Below are 14,706 nucleotides of genomic sequence, written 5' to 3'. Positions count from 1 at the left end.
TGAAACCATGGAACCAGTTACTAATAACGAAAGCTCAGTTGTGGTAAATAAACAGAATAATGTAACAAAGGGACAATCTCCATGGGCGATTGCAAGAAGAAAGTTTTTACGTAATATTCCAGCAATGCTTGGATTAGTATTCCTTATTTTCATTACCTTTGTATCGATGTTTGCTCAATTTCTTACAGTACCAATGGAAGAAGTACAGAAAGTTAATCTATCTCAAATGGCTAAAGAACCTTCATCTGAATTCTTTTTCGGGACTGACAAAGCAGGAAGAGATGTATTTCAACGTTTGCTTTATGGTGGTCAGGTATCATTAACATTAGCATTTACGATTACTTTTTGTATCTCTGTAATCGGTACATTAGTTGGTGCAACAGCCGGTTTCTTTGGTGGGAGAATTGACAATATCCTGATGCGTTTTACTGACTTTATCTTAACATTCCCATTCTTAATCTTTGTTATCGTATTAAACTCGATTTTCCAAGGTTCTGGAATCTGGACTTTAATCATCGTAATTAGTTTACTTTCGTGGGGAGGACTTGCTCGTCTAGTCCGTAGTAAAATCTTAGCCGAGAAGGAAAATGAGTACACATTAAGTGCTATTTCTATCGGTTGTTCACCATTCAAAGTAATTACGAAGCATTTATTACCAAACGTTATGTCAACAATTATCGTACAAGCAACATTATTATTAGCTGTTATGATCGTTGTTGAAACTGGATTAAGCTTCTTAGGATTTGGAGTTTCATCATCTACTCCTACTTGGGGTAACATGCTCCAAGAAGCAAGAAGCCCAGACGTTTTAAGTAAGAAATGGTGGATTTGGATTCCGCCAGCAGCTGTTATTACTTTAACAATCCTTTCTATTAACTTCGTAGGTGAAGGTCTAAAGGATGCATTTAATCCTAAGTCAAACCGTTAATAGAACTAAAAAGCCATCACTCACAGTGATGGCTTTTTTGCTTGTATATAAAAAATTTTGAGCTAAATTAGGACATACTGTTTACCTCTCATCATATATTAAATAGAAGATGGACAAGACCTTAACTTTTGAAAAGAGGCGGAGAGGTTGGGGAAGAATGGTATTTAGATTATTTCTATTTCTAATTGGATTTGGTATATCAGTTGTTGGAGGAGTATCTACAATAGCCTATTTAAATGTGCTAACGCACGGACATGGATTTTATGAATACTTCTTATTTATATCAGGTAGAGTCGAATGCTATCTCTTACCACTCGGAGTATCAATATTATGGATGAGTATTTATATCCCTATTTCCAAAAATTAGGTAAACACTTTTTCTTATTCAAGAACTTTCCCTGAATGGAATAAATTAGACAACTTCTGCCTATACTGATTCATAACAAACAGATATAAAGTGAGGGATCATAGATGTTGTATCTGCATGATGTATGGGTAAATTGGTTTGAGGGTGAAGAAAATGGCTATAATGTATGTCATTTCCATGAGTGGAGAAAGGATGATCGAGTCGAATTACTAGACCAAGTACCATTAATTAAAGTGGATTCTACATTATTTCATTACATTGAGAATGATTTAATGGAAATCCCAGGTCAGCTGATGAACGATGTATTTCATAAAGCATATTTACGCAAAAATCATGAACGTATCCAACTAGATTATTGTTTTATTATAACAGATGGAACTGGGATATTAGCAGTTGATACCATTGGGTACAATATACCGATTCGCAAAAGTAGATTAATTCCAAGACAAGAACAATTAGTGTACGATATGATTTCAGACCTCGATCCAACAAACTATCAGTTTAATGCAACAAAGATTGATACATACAAGGAATACCATATACTTTCTTTATCTCCTCAATATATGAGTGGGTTGACTCGTAAGGAGCGCCAGCTTAAACAATTACTTTTCATGGCACTTGATCAGTTATATAATTCGAAAAATATAGCAGAAATACGTTATTGGTACACAGATTGGGACCCGGGTAAATATAATGATATTCAGCAGATGGACCTTGATGAAGTATGGGACAACCTTATTGAGGAGGTCCAGTATGGCTGGAGTGAACGACATGTTCAGCTATGTGAGAATCTAATTAAGGGACAACCATTCTTTGAAAAGCTTTGGGAATTAGAACATGAAACAAGAGTAAACTAAAAGGGATGCCTATGCATCCCTTGTTTTGTTATCTTTTTTTCCTTCCAAGCCCCATCGCATTTTCCATCTTACGAAGCATTTTCGTTGCTACGGCATTAGCTTTTTCTGCGCCAGTATCTAGGTATTGATCTAATAACTTAGAGTTTATTAACTCATGATACTTTTCTTGTATCGGCTTTAGTGTATCAATGACAACCTTGGCAACATCCGCCTTAAATTCTCCGTAGCCTTTTCCATCATATTCTTCTTCAAGTTGAGCAATTGTTTTGTTAGAAAGTATAGAATAAATCGTAAGAAGATTAGATACACCAGGTTTATTCTCTTTATCATATTTTACAATTCCTTCTGAATCAGTTACTGCGCTTTTTATTTTTTTCTCAATTTGTTTTTCATCATCTAGAATAAAGATGGTTGCTTTAAGGTTTTCATCAGATTTACTCATCTTTTTTGTAGGCTCTTGTAATGACATAATTCTAGCGCCAACTTCAGATATCCTAGGTTCAGGAATTGTAAAGATATCATTATACTTTTTATTAAAACGTTCAGCGAGATCACGGGTTAATTCGATATGTTGCTTTTGATCATCTCCAACTGGAACTAAATCTGTATTATATAGAAGAATATCTGCAGCCATTAAGGGTGGATAAGTAAGTAAAGACGCAGATACCCCTTCTTTTCCATGAGATTTATCCTTAAATTGAGTCATTCTTTCTAGCTCCCCAATATAAGATACACATTGCATCATCCATCCAGCTTGGGCGTGAGCTGGTACCTCTGATTGGATAAACAGGGTTGATTTAGTAGGGTCAATCCCTGAAGCAATATAAATAGCCGCAAGACTTCTAATATTATTACGAAGCTCTAAGCGATCTTGTGGAACTGTTATGGCATGTTGATCTACTACACAAAAGAAGCAATTATACTCATCTTGTAACAAAGGAAAATGTCTTAGTGCACCTAAGTAATTTCCTAATGTTAAGGTACCACTCGGTTGAATTCCAGAAAAAATTGTTTTCATGTTATTGTTCCTCCTATTTTTAGACAATAAAAAAAGCCACTCATCCCCAATGGATAGGGACGAATGACCGTGGTGCCACCCTAATTATTTCACATTTCGTGCAAAATATCTTATTTCCTGTACAATTAGTGATACAGGGTTCCATTTTATCGCTTGGACATGCGTTAAAGCCTACTTTGATTGCTCATTTCGGTTTAAATGTTCAAAAGGCCATTCTATGTAGTCCCTTACCTGCTTCCACCAATACAGGCTCTCTGAGAAGGAATTAAGTACATATACTATTCTTTATCATCACATTATTTTAATTTTTAATTGTTACTTATTATATAAAAAGTATCATCTATTATCAAGTATTTGCTAAAAAAATTTAAATATGTGTTTCCTTTATCTATGTAATTTCCAACATTATACATTTTGGCCACTAGAATATATAATGTACATCTCATATTGTGAAACAATAAGTGTAGAAAATCTTTTTATGCTGCATGAGCGATGACAAGTCGTTCATATGATGATATATAGGATATGTTTAGGTTTACCTATTCCTTTGTAGAAAGTCTTATTGACCTAACTTTGAAATTTTTCAAAGTAAAAACAAAAGTAACAAAGATAGGAGACTAAATATGAGAAAAATCTTGAAAAAGGTTGTGATGTTATTAGTGTGTGTAAGCTTCTTGCAAACAGGAGTTTCACATGCTGAAGAAACCACAAGAATAAGTAAAGACCATAAGTATAGAAGTATTTCCCTAGAGAAAAAGCTATTACCTGAAAAACTTGCCAGGTTCATGTTTGATTCAGGATATATATTTGAGTATCCTGATGCCATTAGGGGTGTTTATGTCACGGGGCACTCATTTGGTGGTAGCCGCTTTGAACGGCTAGTTAAGCTAATGGATGATACAGAATTAAATGCAATGGTTGTCGATATTAAGGATGATTGGGGACATCTGACCTATGTACCAGAAGAAAGTTCTCCATTATATCCAATTGGCAAACCTTATATTAGAAATGTAACAGAAAAATTAAAAATATTAGAGGAACATCAAATTTATCCAATAGCAAGAGTAGTCGTATTTAAAGATAGTGTATGGTCAGAAAGTCGTCCTGATTTATCTTTTACAGAAAATGGTCAGGTCTGGAAAAATGGACGAGGTGAATCGTTTGTCAATCCGTTTTTAAAGGAAGTATGGGATCATAATGTAGATATCGCAATTGAAGCAGCGAAGCTTGGTTTCCAAGAAATCCAATTTGATTATGTTCGTTTCCCAGAAGGTTTTGAAAAAAGAGATGAAGAACTTAGCTATGACATGGGAGATTACACTGACATGCCTCTTGAAAACGTCCAAAAGAGGGTCAAAGCTGTCACTGATTTTGTCGAATATGCAAAAACAAAGCTAGAGCCGTATAACGTTAAGGTATCAGTAGATATTTTTGGTTATACCGCTACTTTGCCTGAAGCTCCAGGGATTGGTCAAAATTTCACCAAGATATCAGAGCATGTAGATGTAATTTCTTCTATGATTTATCCAAGCCACTGGACTTCTTATTTCGGAATCGCTAAGCCAGATCTTGAACCGTATAAGCTCGTATCGGAATATGCTAAGTTAGAAAATCAAAAACTTCAAGAACTGGAAAATCCACCGATTTCAAGGCCTTGGATTCAGGATTTTACAGCTTCCTATTTGGGTGCGGGGAATTACAAAAAGTATGGTAAAGAAGAGGTTGAAGCACAAATTAGAGCATTAAATGAGAATGGAATTAACGAATTCCTATTATGGAATGCTGGTAATACCTATACAGAAAATGTTGACTTTACGCCTTTACAATGAGAAAACTGCACCCCTCAGGGGTGCAGTTTACTTTTTACGTTTACCGCCTACACTATTCCAGCCCGTTTGTGTGTTCGCTGATTGATTAAAGCTCTCTGGATCTCCTTCTCCACCAGCAAGCTTTTCACCGATCCCATTAGTCAGGACACCGATAATAGCAGTTAGCCCAATGACTAATAGGGCAACTAGGCTAAAGTCAATTATATATTCGACCATAATATGTACCTCCAAGGAAATGGCATCTACTTCTATTGTAGTCAATGTTTAGCCAAAAGAAAAGAGGGGCAAATTAACTTTTAGAAGAGAAGTACACGATCAATTCTGAAAATGAATACGATATTGTATATACAACTGGGCTATTTGTTAAAGAGAAGTTTGAAATTTTGGTAGAAACCTATATAGTAAATACAGCGATTAACAAGATGAATTTTTTAGGAGGGGAGAAGATTAATGAATTGGTATGAGAAATTAAATCAATATTTTCCAGTTGAAGAGATGAAGTCTAAGGAACATATGGAGATTTTACTAGAGGAACAGGGAGATATTTATCATAAGGATGAAGGTAGACATCATGTGTTAATGTATGCGGAGTTAGATGATTTTTTATTTATCGATTACCTGTTCGTCTCTAGAGATGCAAGGGGAATGGGGCTTGGTCATCAATTAATCGAAAGACTTAAGGAAAAAGGGAAACCAATCATACTAGAAGTTGAGCCTGTTAATTATGACGACTCGGATTCATCGAAAAGGTTAAGATTTTATAAAAGAGAAGGCTTTGTACACGCTAATTCGATTGGCTACCGCAGAAAATCTTTAGCGACAAACGAAGTGAATCAATTAGAAATATTATACTGGTCACCTAATGATCAGAATGAGGAACAAATTTTTGAAGGAATGAAGAGTACGTATCAGCTTATTCATACGTACAAAGATAAGGAGTTATATGGAGAAGCTTACCAAGATGTTCAAGATGTACTAACATTTGATGAAGGTGAAGACCCTGAAAAGGATATTTTAAGGAATGTGTAAGCTATTTTTAAATTAGTTTCAATCAAAAATCTATTGTAAACAATAAGTATAACCCGAACTATTAGGTGATTAGATTCATTAGAATATCGCCTAATAGTTGGGGTTTTTCATTGGCTCAAATACTTTACTTTATGTCACAGGTCAACTTACATCCATACTATCATCAACTTGTTTTTTCTTTTTTCGGTCAAATAATAAATAGACCGACGGGATAAAGAGCAATGTAATGAGAGTTGCAATACTTAGACCAAACACAATAACGATCGCCATGGGTTGCTGGATTTCTGTTCCTTCACCGAAGCCCAATGTTAAGGGAATCAGTCCCAAAATGGTCGTCAATGTCGTCATGAAAATGGGTCTTAGACGAGTAGGTGCTGCACTCATAATGGCGTCCATCGTTTCCATTCCCCGTTTCTTTTGAAGATTAATGGTTTCAACTAACACGATGGCGTTGTTGACGACAATTCCAGCTAGAATTAACATCCCTACGAGGGAGCCCACGCCAAAGGGTTGATCTGTTAGTAGTAAACCAACGATAATCCCAATTGCTGCTAAAGGTACAGAGAACATGATAATAAACGGATATAGGAATGATTCGAATTGTCCTGCCATTACCATGTAGACAAGCACGACAGCTAAAGCAAGTGCAAGTGAAAGCTTAAAAAATGCATCATTCATTTGCTCATCCTGACCACCAAAAGATATTTTATATTGATTAGACGGAAATATAATATTTTCTTTGAGTGTTTCTTCAATATCCTTTGTTACATCTCCGAGGCTTCTATTTAGAATAGAGGCTCTAACTGTAATTTCACGAACACGGTCTGTTCTTGTTATTTGACTTGGTCCTTGATCCCTAATTATCTCGGCAACTACATGAAGAGGAATCTTTTGTCCAGTAGGTGATGTAAGGAGTAACTCTGATAGATCCTCAATGGACGACGTGTATGTGTTTTCTACCATTAGACGGATATCGAGCTCATCCCCATTACGAGCAAGTCTACTGGCTACGACACCTCTTGTCGCATTTGAAACCGCAGATGCAATTTGAGCACTCCCAATTCCATATTGACTTGCAGTGCTACGGTCTATAATTACTGATATCTGTGGGTTACCTTCCGTATAATTAGAGGAAGGCTCTCGAACTCCATCGACCTGTGAAATCAACTCAATGGTATCATCTGCGATTCCTTGAAGAACTTCAATATCTGGTCCTGAAATTGTCAAGGAAACAGGGTCATCTGAAAATCCACCATCACTAGCCTCGACAGATACTTTTGCATAAGAGAGGTCTGATACTCTTGTTCGAATACGTTCTGCCACCTCTTGGTCTGACTCACTTCTTTCATCCTTCGGCACTAATAAGATGGTGTAGTTAGCTTGATTAGTCCTAGTACCCGCCACAACAGAAAAGTTATTCCCCCCACCAATTGTGACGAAAGTAAGATCGATTTCTTCTATATCTTCGATTAGTTTATTGATTCTTTCTGTCACTTCATAGGTTGCATCTAATGAACGACCTTCAGGTAAACGAACAGTCATATTGATATAGCTCTGGTCTTGTGCTGGTAAGTATTCTGTCCCAATGAAAGGAATACCACTAAGAGACACAATTACACAGGTAAGAGTGATAATCACTGTCTTTTTTGGATGTCTAAGAGTGCTTTTTAATAGTCGATTATATAGATTAACTAACTTAGTAAACCGATTCGTTTGCTCCTCTTTTTCTTCTGTAGTTTTTAAGAAAAGAGATGATAATAAAGGAACGATAATCAGAGCGGTGAATAAGGATGCAAATAATGAAAACGAAACAATAATCGCTAGTGGTTTAAATAATTGTGCTGCTAAACCTTCAACAAAGATAATCGGTAAAAATACGATAATGGTAGTTAATGTAGAAGCAATAATCGCTGGACCAATTTCCATCGTTCCCTGAATGGCTGCATCCTTCATCGAATGACCAGCTTGGCGTAATCTAAATATGTTTTCTAATATGACAATCGCGTTATCAACCATCATTCCAATACCCAAAGCTAACCCGCCCATTGTAATCAGATTAAGAGTATGACCACTGAAATACATAAAGATAAAGGTAGTGAGGATAGAGATTGGAATACTAAAACCAATGATTAAAGTGCTTCTTATATTACGTAAAAATAAGTAAAGAACAAGTGCAGCTAGAATACTACCAATAATCATATTAGAGGTTACAGCTGAAATCGATTGATTAATAAATTTACTTTGGTCAAAAACAGTTTGAATTTCCATTCCTTCAGGAAGTTGTCCTTTTATTTCGTCCAGACGTTCTTCAATTTGTTTGGCTACAGCTACGGTATTGGTACCAGATTGCTTTAAAATTGAGATACCAACACTAGGTTCTCCGTTAAGAAAGCTTAACTGAGAATGCGGTTTAAGAGATTCCTCAATCTTTACGATTTGATTCAAGGGAAGAATTCCTTGGTTAGTTGGAACGGGTAATGATTCTATATCTGAAATGGACTGGAACTGTCCAGTAACCCTGATTGGAAGCTGTTGATTTTGATCAGTAATAGAACCAGCAGGTAAATTTAAATTTTCAGATCCTATAATTTGTTGAAGTTGCTCAAGTGTTAAGTTGTAGGTGGCTAATTCCTTAGGATCAACGATGAGCTTAATCTCATTTTCTACGCCACCTTCAATGGTCACTGAAGCTACACCATCTATAGAGTCTAACTGTGGTTTAATTTCCTCTTCAGCTAATTGTTTTGCTTCAATCATTTCATTACTTACATCTTTAACCGCCAACTGGATAATTGGTAAATCACTAGGATCAAATCTAACTACTCTAGGTGACTCTACCCCAGCAGGTAAAAAATCACGTACAGCATCTATTTTTTCTCTCATATTAAGAGATGCAAAGTCCATATCTGTTCCCCAATGGAAGGAGACTACTACTAATACTCCTCCATTTTGTGAGAAGGAGGAAATGGATTCAACATTTGGAATCGTTCCTAATGCGTTTTCCAATGGTTCAGCAAGCAGGTTTTCAATTTCTTCTGGGCCTGCTCCGTCATAAGTAGCAGTTACGGCAGCAACAGGAAATGTCAAATCAGGAAATAAATCAATGGTCATATTACGGACACTAACTACACCTAGTATGAGTAAAAGTAAAACGACCATTGACATGGCAATGGGTCTTAAAACAGCTAATTTTGAAAGGTTCATACTTTCATCTCTCTCTTAATTTGATACATAGATAGAATCCCCATCTTTAAGTCTTTCTTTCCCTTCAGTAATCACATTGTCATTAACAGATAATCCTGAGACTACTTGAATAAATTCACCGTCTCTTATTCCTGTTTCGATTTGTTTTTGTAGGGCCTTATCATTCCCAACTACATAAACAAAAGGCTTATTATCGTCGTACATGACAGCCTCGATTGGAATGACTAATGCTTGTTCGACTTCATCGATGTATACCGTAGCAGCTGCTTTCATCCCGCCTTTAATCATCTTAGTAGAATTCTCAATCGGAATTATGACAGTAAACATATTAGTTTCAGGATTTACAGCTGGAGATATAGAATCAATAGTCCCTTTGAATACTTCTTCTAAGCCTGTAAAAGAAATATCTACTTCTGTACCTTGAGTTAGCTTAACGACTTCAAAGCTATTAACTTGGAAGGTTGTATCAATTCGATCAAGTTGAATAACAGTTGTTAATGGTAAACTTGGTAAAGCTTGCCCATTTTCAACAACATCCAGAGAAGCAACGATTCCTTTAATAGGTGATCTGATTTCTGTTGCAGCTACTAACTTTTTCGCTTGTTCGACCGCCTGATTTGCTTGTCCTAACTGAGCTTCAAGCTCTGTAATAGATGCTTGAGATAGTGGCTGCAATTGACTAGTTGCATTAGCAAGCTGTGCTTGTTTAATAGAAATTTCAAGGGATTGTTTCAGGACCTTTTCTGTAGTGACCTCACCTGTTTCAATTTGGTTAATTAATTCGGTGGTCTGTGAAAGGATTGTTTCCACTTCTTGTTGCAATTGTTTTATTTCCATAAGTTGAGCTTCAGTTGGGACTGCTTGTTTGGCGCTATTTAGAGCTGTTTGTAATTTTGTTACTGTGCTTTTAGCATTATTTAATTGTTGTGTTGCCACCTCATTATTTAGAGAGATAAGGAGATCATTCTCCTTTACCTCATCACCGACCTTTACGTGAACATTATTAACAGTTAAAGGTTGTGGAGTAAATAGAGGGATTTGGACATGGGGAATAGCAAGCCCAGTCAGTTGAATAGAATTTGAGATGGTCTTATTGGCAACTATTTCCGTTTTAACGGGTAATTGCTGGGTCTGACCGGTATCCTGTTTTGTTATCTCTTTAGTAGTACAACCGCTAATTATGATCAAAATGCTCATGACTAAATATATACGAATTTTCAACTTGTTCACCTCTGTTATTAGGATGTCTAAAGATAAAATTATCATGTATTAGGAACAATTGACAAAGAAAAGCTTGAATTTTTTATGTTATTTTAAAAAAAGTGAAGAATTAATGTTTTAAATAATTTTTTGGGGGAAAAGAAGAAGAAAGGTGAAACCTTTTTGATGTAAAACTCGTAGTATTAGTATACATACTTATTAATAAGTCTAGTTAGGCGAAAAAGTCACTAAAAAGTCAAAATAAGTCAGGAAATTTCCCTATATTTATTTGTTAATATCGTTTATAATAAATATAAATATTTCTATTTAGTATTAATTCTAAACTAAGTATGAAAATCATTATCATTAAAAATATACCTTATATTAAATAAAGGAGTGAAGTATTAATGGTTACATTATATACATCACCAAGTTGTACATCATGTCGTAAAGCAAAATCATGGTTAGAGGAACATGATATTCCGTATACGGAAAGAAATATCATGTCAGAACCTTTATCTATTAAGGAAATCAAGGAAATTCTAAGAATGACTGAAGATGGAACAGACGAAATCATTTCAACAAGATCCAAAATCTTTCAAAAGCTTAATATTAATGTTGAAGCATTGCCTCTACAGGATCTATATTCATTAATTCAAGAAAACCCTGGCCTGTTAAGAAGACCGATCATCATCGATGAAAAGCGTCTACAGGTTGGATATAATGAAGATGAAATCAGAAGATTTTTACCTAGAAAGGTACGTACCTTCCAACTTAGAGAGGCACAACGTCTCGTTAACTAAACTTAATAGATAATGAATATAAGAAAAACTTCTACAACAACTGTAGAAGTTTTTCATTTTGTTTAACTATTATCTACTTTTTAATTTATTGGTATTAATCCAATACCCAGTGCCTAAGAGTAAGATGACGGTAATGATTGGTAGTCCTAATTTTAGCATCTCATAGTTATTAAAAAATAACTGAAGTCTTTCTTCATGAACCATCATATTTCCAGCAGTAAACGCTAAAATTCCTCCACCTACATAGACAAGAGCCGAAAAACGTTCCATAAAATAAAGAATAAGTTTACTTCCCCAAATAATAATAGGAACTGATACTAGTAAGCCAATCATTACTAGAAAAATATTACCATGAGCGGCTCCAGCAACAGCGATTACATTATCAAATCCCATTACGATATCGGCGAATACGATCGTCTTAACGGCTGCACCAAGGGTAACTCCTGCGTGAATATCATTATGATCATCACCATCATCCACTAATAGCTTATAAGCTATGTAGATTAAGAGTATACCTCCAACGAACTGTAAAAAAGGTATTTGTAGTAAATAAACTGCCATAACTGTTAAGAGGATTCTTACTACAATGGCGAGTCCAGTTCCTAGGAAAATTGCTTTGTTTCGCTTAGCCTCAGGTAAATTCCGACTTGCTAATGCAATAACAATAGCATTGTCCCCACCTAATACGATATCAATACCAATGATTAATAAAAGTGCTGTCAGAAATTCTAACTCCATGTTTAACACCCTAACCGTTTTAAATTGACTTTTATCACTATAAGCATATGCAAAGAGCCTGTCAAGGAGAACAAGCTATCCATTTTAGTTGGGTTAATATAGGTTGCGGATTGAATATAATGTGTAGAATGAATACTAGGCATGCGTTTGTTTTTAATTGTTTAGGAGTTTTTATTTCCCTATTTTTGAGTTTTATCATAAAATAGAAGTACAAGATAAAGGCATTACGCCATACAATTTACTAATAGTTCTCAGTCGAATTATTCCTTTAAATATGATACGATTGATATAACTTTAAATTGGGTAAATTGTATAATAGAGCGACCGCTCTGGGGGTTGTATGTCCCTTCAAAAATAGGTTAAGAAGGGAGAGGTAAAGATGGAAATTGAACGTATCAATGAGCATACAGTTAAGTTTTATATAACATACGGTGATATCGAAGATCGTGGTTTTGACCGTGAAGAAATCTGGTATAATCGCGAAAGAAGTGAGGAACTTTTTTGGGAAATGATGGATGAGGTTCATCATCAAGAAGAGTTCTCCGTTGAAGGTCCACTTTGGATCCAGGTTCAGGCCCTTGATAAAGGGATTGAGGTAGTTGTCACTAAAGCACAAATCTCAAAGGATGGACAAAAGTTTGATTTATCGTTATCGGATGAAAAGGCATTAGATCTTCCAGTAGACGAAAAAATTGAGTCTTTACTAGATCAACATTTTCAAACAAAGAACAAGGATCAAGGTGACGCTGGAGAAGAAGCAGAAAAAGAGTCACTGCAATTCCTAGTACGTTTCCGTGATTTTGAAGATGTTATCTCCTTAAGTCATAGAATTAATCTCGAAGATGTACAAAATAGTCTATTTGTATATGAGAATTCCTATTACCTCTTTGTTGAGTTTAATGAAGAAGTAGAGGAACAAAATTTAGATAATATTCTAAGTTTAATACTAGAATATGGACATGAGAGCCAATTAACTATACACCGTCTTGAAGAGTATGGGAAAAATATTATAAATGAGCAGGCCTTATCTGTAGTCAATCAGCATTTCGCATTAAAACCTTAAACCGATTCCCTCTAAAAGGAATCGGTTTTTTTAAGATAGAATCTTATAATCAAAGGGTAATTAATCGTAAAGTGGAAGAGAAATTCATTATGCTACAAGGCACTCTATAGAAAAGAGGTTATTTATGAAGCAGACTATCCAGGTTATTCTCTTTATTGTGTTTGTTTTATTTTCCCTTTTTTATATTGAAACATATACGGGACAACATATTATAGGATTAATCAGTATCGTCTTTTCATTATTAGCTGTTTTAACAGGGTTTGTCATCTTTCTTGAGAATCGCAGTCCAACTAAAACGATTACTTGGTTAATAGTACTAGGAATTTTTCCAGTAGTTGGTTTTGTTTTTTATATTGTGTTTGGCCGGAACTTTAGAAAAAAGAAGATATTTAGAAAGAAAGCTATGATGGATGATGAAACCTTTCATGAGCTTAAAGAGCTTGGAATGACAAACGTGGAAGAAGGTCTATTTAAAAGCCATCAATACCGTCTATATCATTTAGCAAAGCGATTAGGGAAAACTCCGATCTCTCAGAATACACATACTGAGGTTTTGACCAATGGAACTGAAACCTATTCTAGAATTCTACAAGAATTAAAGCAGGCAACCAGGTCCATACACCTTGAATATTACATAGTAAGAGATGATGAAATAGGAAACAAAATAAAGGATATCCTTATCCAAAAAGCCAGTGAAGGAGTAGAGGTTAGATTTCTTTATGACTCTGTGGGGAGCTGGAGATTATCTAAAACCTATATTCATTCATTACAGCAATCCAATGTACAAATTGTTCCTTTTTCTCCTGTTAAATTACCTTTTTTAAACCATAAAGTGAATTTTCGGAACCACAGGAAGATAATTGTGATTGATGGTAAGAAAGGCTTTGTTGGAGGACTTAATATAGGGGATGAATACTTAGGGAAGAATGAATATTTTGGGTTTTGGCGTGATACTCATTTATATCTTGAAGGAGAAGCTGTTAGAAGTTTACAAGTCATCTTTCTTCAGGATTGGTACTACATGACCAATGAAACATTGCTATCTTCAAAATACTTAATTCCTTCATTTGAGCATGTAAATGATAGGGGTGCCGTTCAATTAGTAGCAGGTGGACCTGATAATGAATGGGAAGTAATTAAAAATCTATTTTTTGAGATGATTTCATCAGCAAGGCATTCCATCTGTATTGCCACCCCTTATTTAATCCCTGATGTAGATATACTTTCAGCTCTTAAAATAGCTTCTTTAAGTGGAGTGGATGTTAAGATTATTACTCCTGAACGACCAGATAAGCGGATTGTGTTTTACGCATCACGTTCTTACTATCCAGATTTAATAGAAGCAGGAGTTCAGGTTTTTGAATATCAGAAGGGCTTTATGCATAGTAAATTTATTATTATTGATGAGGAAATAGCATCGATTGGTACATCAAATATGGATATGAGAAGCTTTCATTTGAATTTTGAAGTTAACGCATTCTTATATGAAACAACTAGCATTAAGTCGTTGGTTCATGAATTCAATCAAGATGTTAAAAATTCAAAAGCAATCGAGGGTCATACATTTAATAAACGTTCTATCTATGAAAGGCTTTTTGAATCATTGTCACGTTTACTCTCTCCGTTATTATAGCAGTGTGTGTATAGCACTGCTTTTTTTGTTTACATGC

Annotated in this window: 13 protein-coding genes and 1 other annotated feature; of the genes, 8 read left to right on the top strand and 5 right to left on the bottom strand. The window is 35.2% G+C overall.

Going from position 1 to position 14,706, the window contains the following annotated elements; translation table 11 throughout:
- The first annotated feature begins 7 nt into the window (after window positions 1–7).
- The 3 genes from opp4C (at window position 8) to M1D60_RS16185 (ending at window position 2,152) form a co-directional block, all read left to right on the top strand.
- The gene (opp4C, locus tag M1D60_RS16195) at window positions 8–928 is read left to right on the top strand and encodes an oligopeptide ABC transporter permease (RefSeq protein WP_456275872.1); all 921 of its coding nucleotides are present in this window, start codon (window positions 8–10) and stop codon (window positions 926–928) included.
- Window positions 929–1,085: 157 nt separating this feature from the next.
- Entirely contained in the window at window positions 1,086–1,295 is a 210-nt protein-coding gene (locus M1D60_RS16190) for a hypothetical protein (protein ID WP_456275871.1), read from the top strand.
- A gap of 104 nt (window positions 1,296–1,399) precedes the next feature.
- Entirely contained in the window at window positions 1,400–2,152 is a 753-nt protein-coding gene (locus M1D60_RS16185; protein ID WP_456275870.1) for a DUF3603 family protein, read from the top strand.
- 28 nt (window positions 2,153–2,180) lie between these two features.
- Here the strand turns inward: M1D60_RS16185 and trpS are convergent, their stop codons facing one another.
- The gene (trpS, locus tag M1D60_RS16180; RefSeq protein WP_456275869.1) at window positions 2,181–3,170 is read right to left on the bottom strand and encodes a tryptophan--tRNA ligase; all 990 of its coding nucleotides are present in this window, start codon (window positions 3,168–3,170) and stop codon (window positions 2,181–2,183) included.
- A gap of 52 nt (window positions 3,171–3,222) precedes the next feature.
- Window positions 3,223–3,471, bottom strand: a binding site (T-box leader).
- Window positions 3,472–3,793: 322 nt separating this feature from the next.
- Here trpS and M1D60_RS16175 point away from each other — a divergent pair.
- Complete coding sequence (locus M1D60_RS16175; RefSeq protein ID WP_456275868.1) at window positions 3,794–4,999, top strand: putative glycoside hydrolase; 1,206 nt, start codon at window positions 3,794–3,796, stop codon at window positions 4,997–4,999.
- Window positions 5,000–5,026: 27 nt separating this feature from the next.
- On the opposite strand, the gene M1D60_RS16170 is transcribed toward M1D60_RS16175, so the two are convergent.
- Window positions 5,027–5,215: a hypothetical protein gene (locus M1D60_RS16170; RefSeq protein WP_456275867.1), complete on the bottom strand. Its 189-nt coding sequence runs from the start codon at window positions 5,213–5,215 to the stop codon at window positions 5,027–5,029.
- Between the two features lie 234 nt (window positions 5,216–5,449).
- Between M1D60_RS16170 and M1D60_RS16165 the strand changes: the two genes are divergently transcribed.
- A complete protein-coding gene (locus M1D60_RS16165) occupies window positions 5,450–6,028 on the top strand; it encodes a GNAT family N-acetyltransferase (protein WP_456275866.1) in 579 nt (192 codons plus the stop codon).
- A 141-nt stretch (window positions 6,029–6,169) separates the two neighbouring features.
- Here the strand turns inward: M1D60_RS16165 and M1D60_RS16160 are convergent, their stop codons facing one another.
- Both M1D60_RS16160 and M1D60_RS16155 read right to left on the bottom strand, forming a co-directional pair.
- A complete protein-coding gene (locus M1D60_RS16160; protein ID WP_456275865.1) occupies window positions 6,170–9,232 on the bottom strand; it encodes an efflux RND transporter permease subunit in 3,063 nt (1,020 codons plus the stop codon).
- 15 nt (window positions 9,233–9,247) lie between these two features.
- Window positions 9,248–10,453, bottom strand: a complete 1,206-nt coding sequence (locus tag M1D60_RS16155) for an efflux RND transporter periplasmic adaptor subunit (RefSeq protein ID WP_456275864.1) — start codon at window positions 10,451–10,453, stop codon at window positions 9,248–9,250.
- 386 nt (window positions 10,454–10,839) lie between these two features.
- Here M1D60_RS16155 and spxA point away from each other — a divergent pair, with 386 nt between their 5' ends.
- Window positions 10,840–11,235: a transcriptional regulator SpxA gene (gene spxA, locus M1D60_RS16150; protein ID WP_456275863.1), complete on the top strand. Its 396-nt coding sequence runs from the start codon at window positions 10,840–10,842 to the stop codon at window positions 11,233–11,235.
- A 69-nt stretch (window positions 11,236–11,304) separates the two neighbouring features.
- Here the strand turns inward: spxA and M1D60_RS16145 are convergent, their stop codons facing one another.
- Window positions 11,305–11,973 (bottom strand): TerC family protein, encoded by a 669-nt coding sequence (locus M1D60_RS16145; RefSeq protein ID WP_456275862.1) that lies wholly within the window; start codon window positions 11,971–11,973, stop codon window positions 11,305–11,307.
- A 379-nt stretch (window positions 11,974–12,352) separates the two neighbouring features.
- Between M1D60_RS16145 and mecA the strand changes: the two genes are divergently transcribed.
- Complete coding sequence (gene mecA, locus M1D60_RS16140) at window positions 12,353–13,036, top strand: adaptor protein MecA (RefSeq protein WP_456275861.1); 684 nt, start codon at window positions 12,353–12,355, stop codon at window positions 13,034–13,036.
- Window positions 13,037–13,160: 124 nt separating this feature from the next.
- Window positions 13,161–14,669 (top strand): cardiolipin synthase, encoded by a 1,509-nt coding sequence (gene cls, locus M1D60_RS16135; RefSeq protein ID WP_456275860.1) that lies wholly within the window; start codon window positions 13,161–13,163, stop codon window positions 14,667–14,669.
- The last annotated feature ends 37 nt before the right edge of the window (window positions 14,670–14,706 follow it).

Source organism: Bacillus sp. AK128 (assembly GCF_053903075.1).
This window is presented reverse-complemented; position numbering and strand designations above follow the sequence as displayed.

Bases quoted from the DNA above. Each gene is read 5' to 3' on its own strand.
- opp4C (WP_456275872.1), top strand. From the start codon at position 8: ATGGAACCAGTTACTAATAACGAAAGCTCAGTTGTGGTAAATAAACAG.
- M1D60_RS16190 (WP_456275871.1), top strand. From the start codon at position 1,086: ATGGTATTTAGATTATTTCTATTTCTAATTGGATTTGGTATATCAGTT.
- M1D60_RS16185 (WP_456275870.1), top strand. From the start codon at position 1,400: ATGTTGTATCTGCATGATGTATGGGTAAATTGGTTTGAGGGTGAAGAA.
- trpS (WP_456275869.1), bottom strand. From the start codon at position 3,170: ATGAAAACAATTTTTTCTGGAATTCAACCGAGTGGTACCTTAACATTA.
- M1D60_RS16175 (WP_456275868.1), top strand. From the start codon at position 3,794: ATGAGAAAAATCTTGAAAAAGGTTGTGATGTTATTAGTGTGTGTAAGC.
- M1D60_RS16170 (WP_456275867.1), bottom strand. From the start codon at position 5,215: ATGGTCGAATATATAATTGACTTTAGCCTAGTTGCCCTATTAGTCATT.
- M1D60_RS16165 (WP_456275866.1), top strand. From the start codon at position 5,450: ATGAATTGGTATGAGAAATTAAATCAATATTTTCCAGTTGAAGAGATG.
- M1D60_RS16160 (WP_456275865.1), bottom strand. From the start codon at position 9,232: ATGAACCTTTCAAAATTAGCTGTTTTAAGACCCATTGCCATGTCAATG.
- spxA (WP_456275863.1), top strand. From the start codon at position 10,840: ATGGTTACATTATATACATCACCAAGTTGTACATCATGTCGTAAAGCA.
- M1D60_RS16145 (WP_456275862.1), bottom strand. From the start codon at position 11,973: ATGGAGTTAGAATTTCTGACAGCACTTTTATTAATCATTGGTATTGAT.
- mecA (WP_456275861.1), top strand. From the start codon at position 12,353: ATGGAAATTGAACGTATCAATGAGCATACAGTTAAGTTTTATATAACA.
- cls (WP_456275860.1), top strand. From the start codon at position 13,161: ATGAAGCAGACTATCCAGGTTATTCTCTTTATTGTGTTTGTTTTATTT.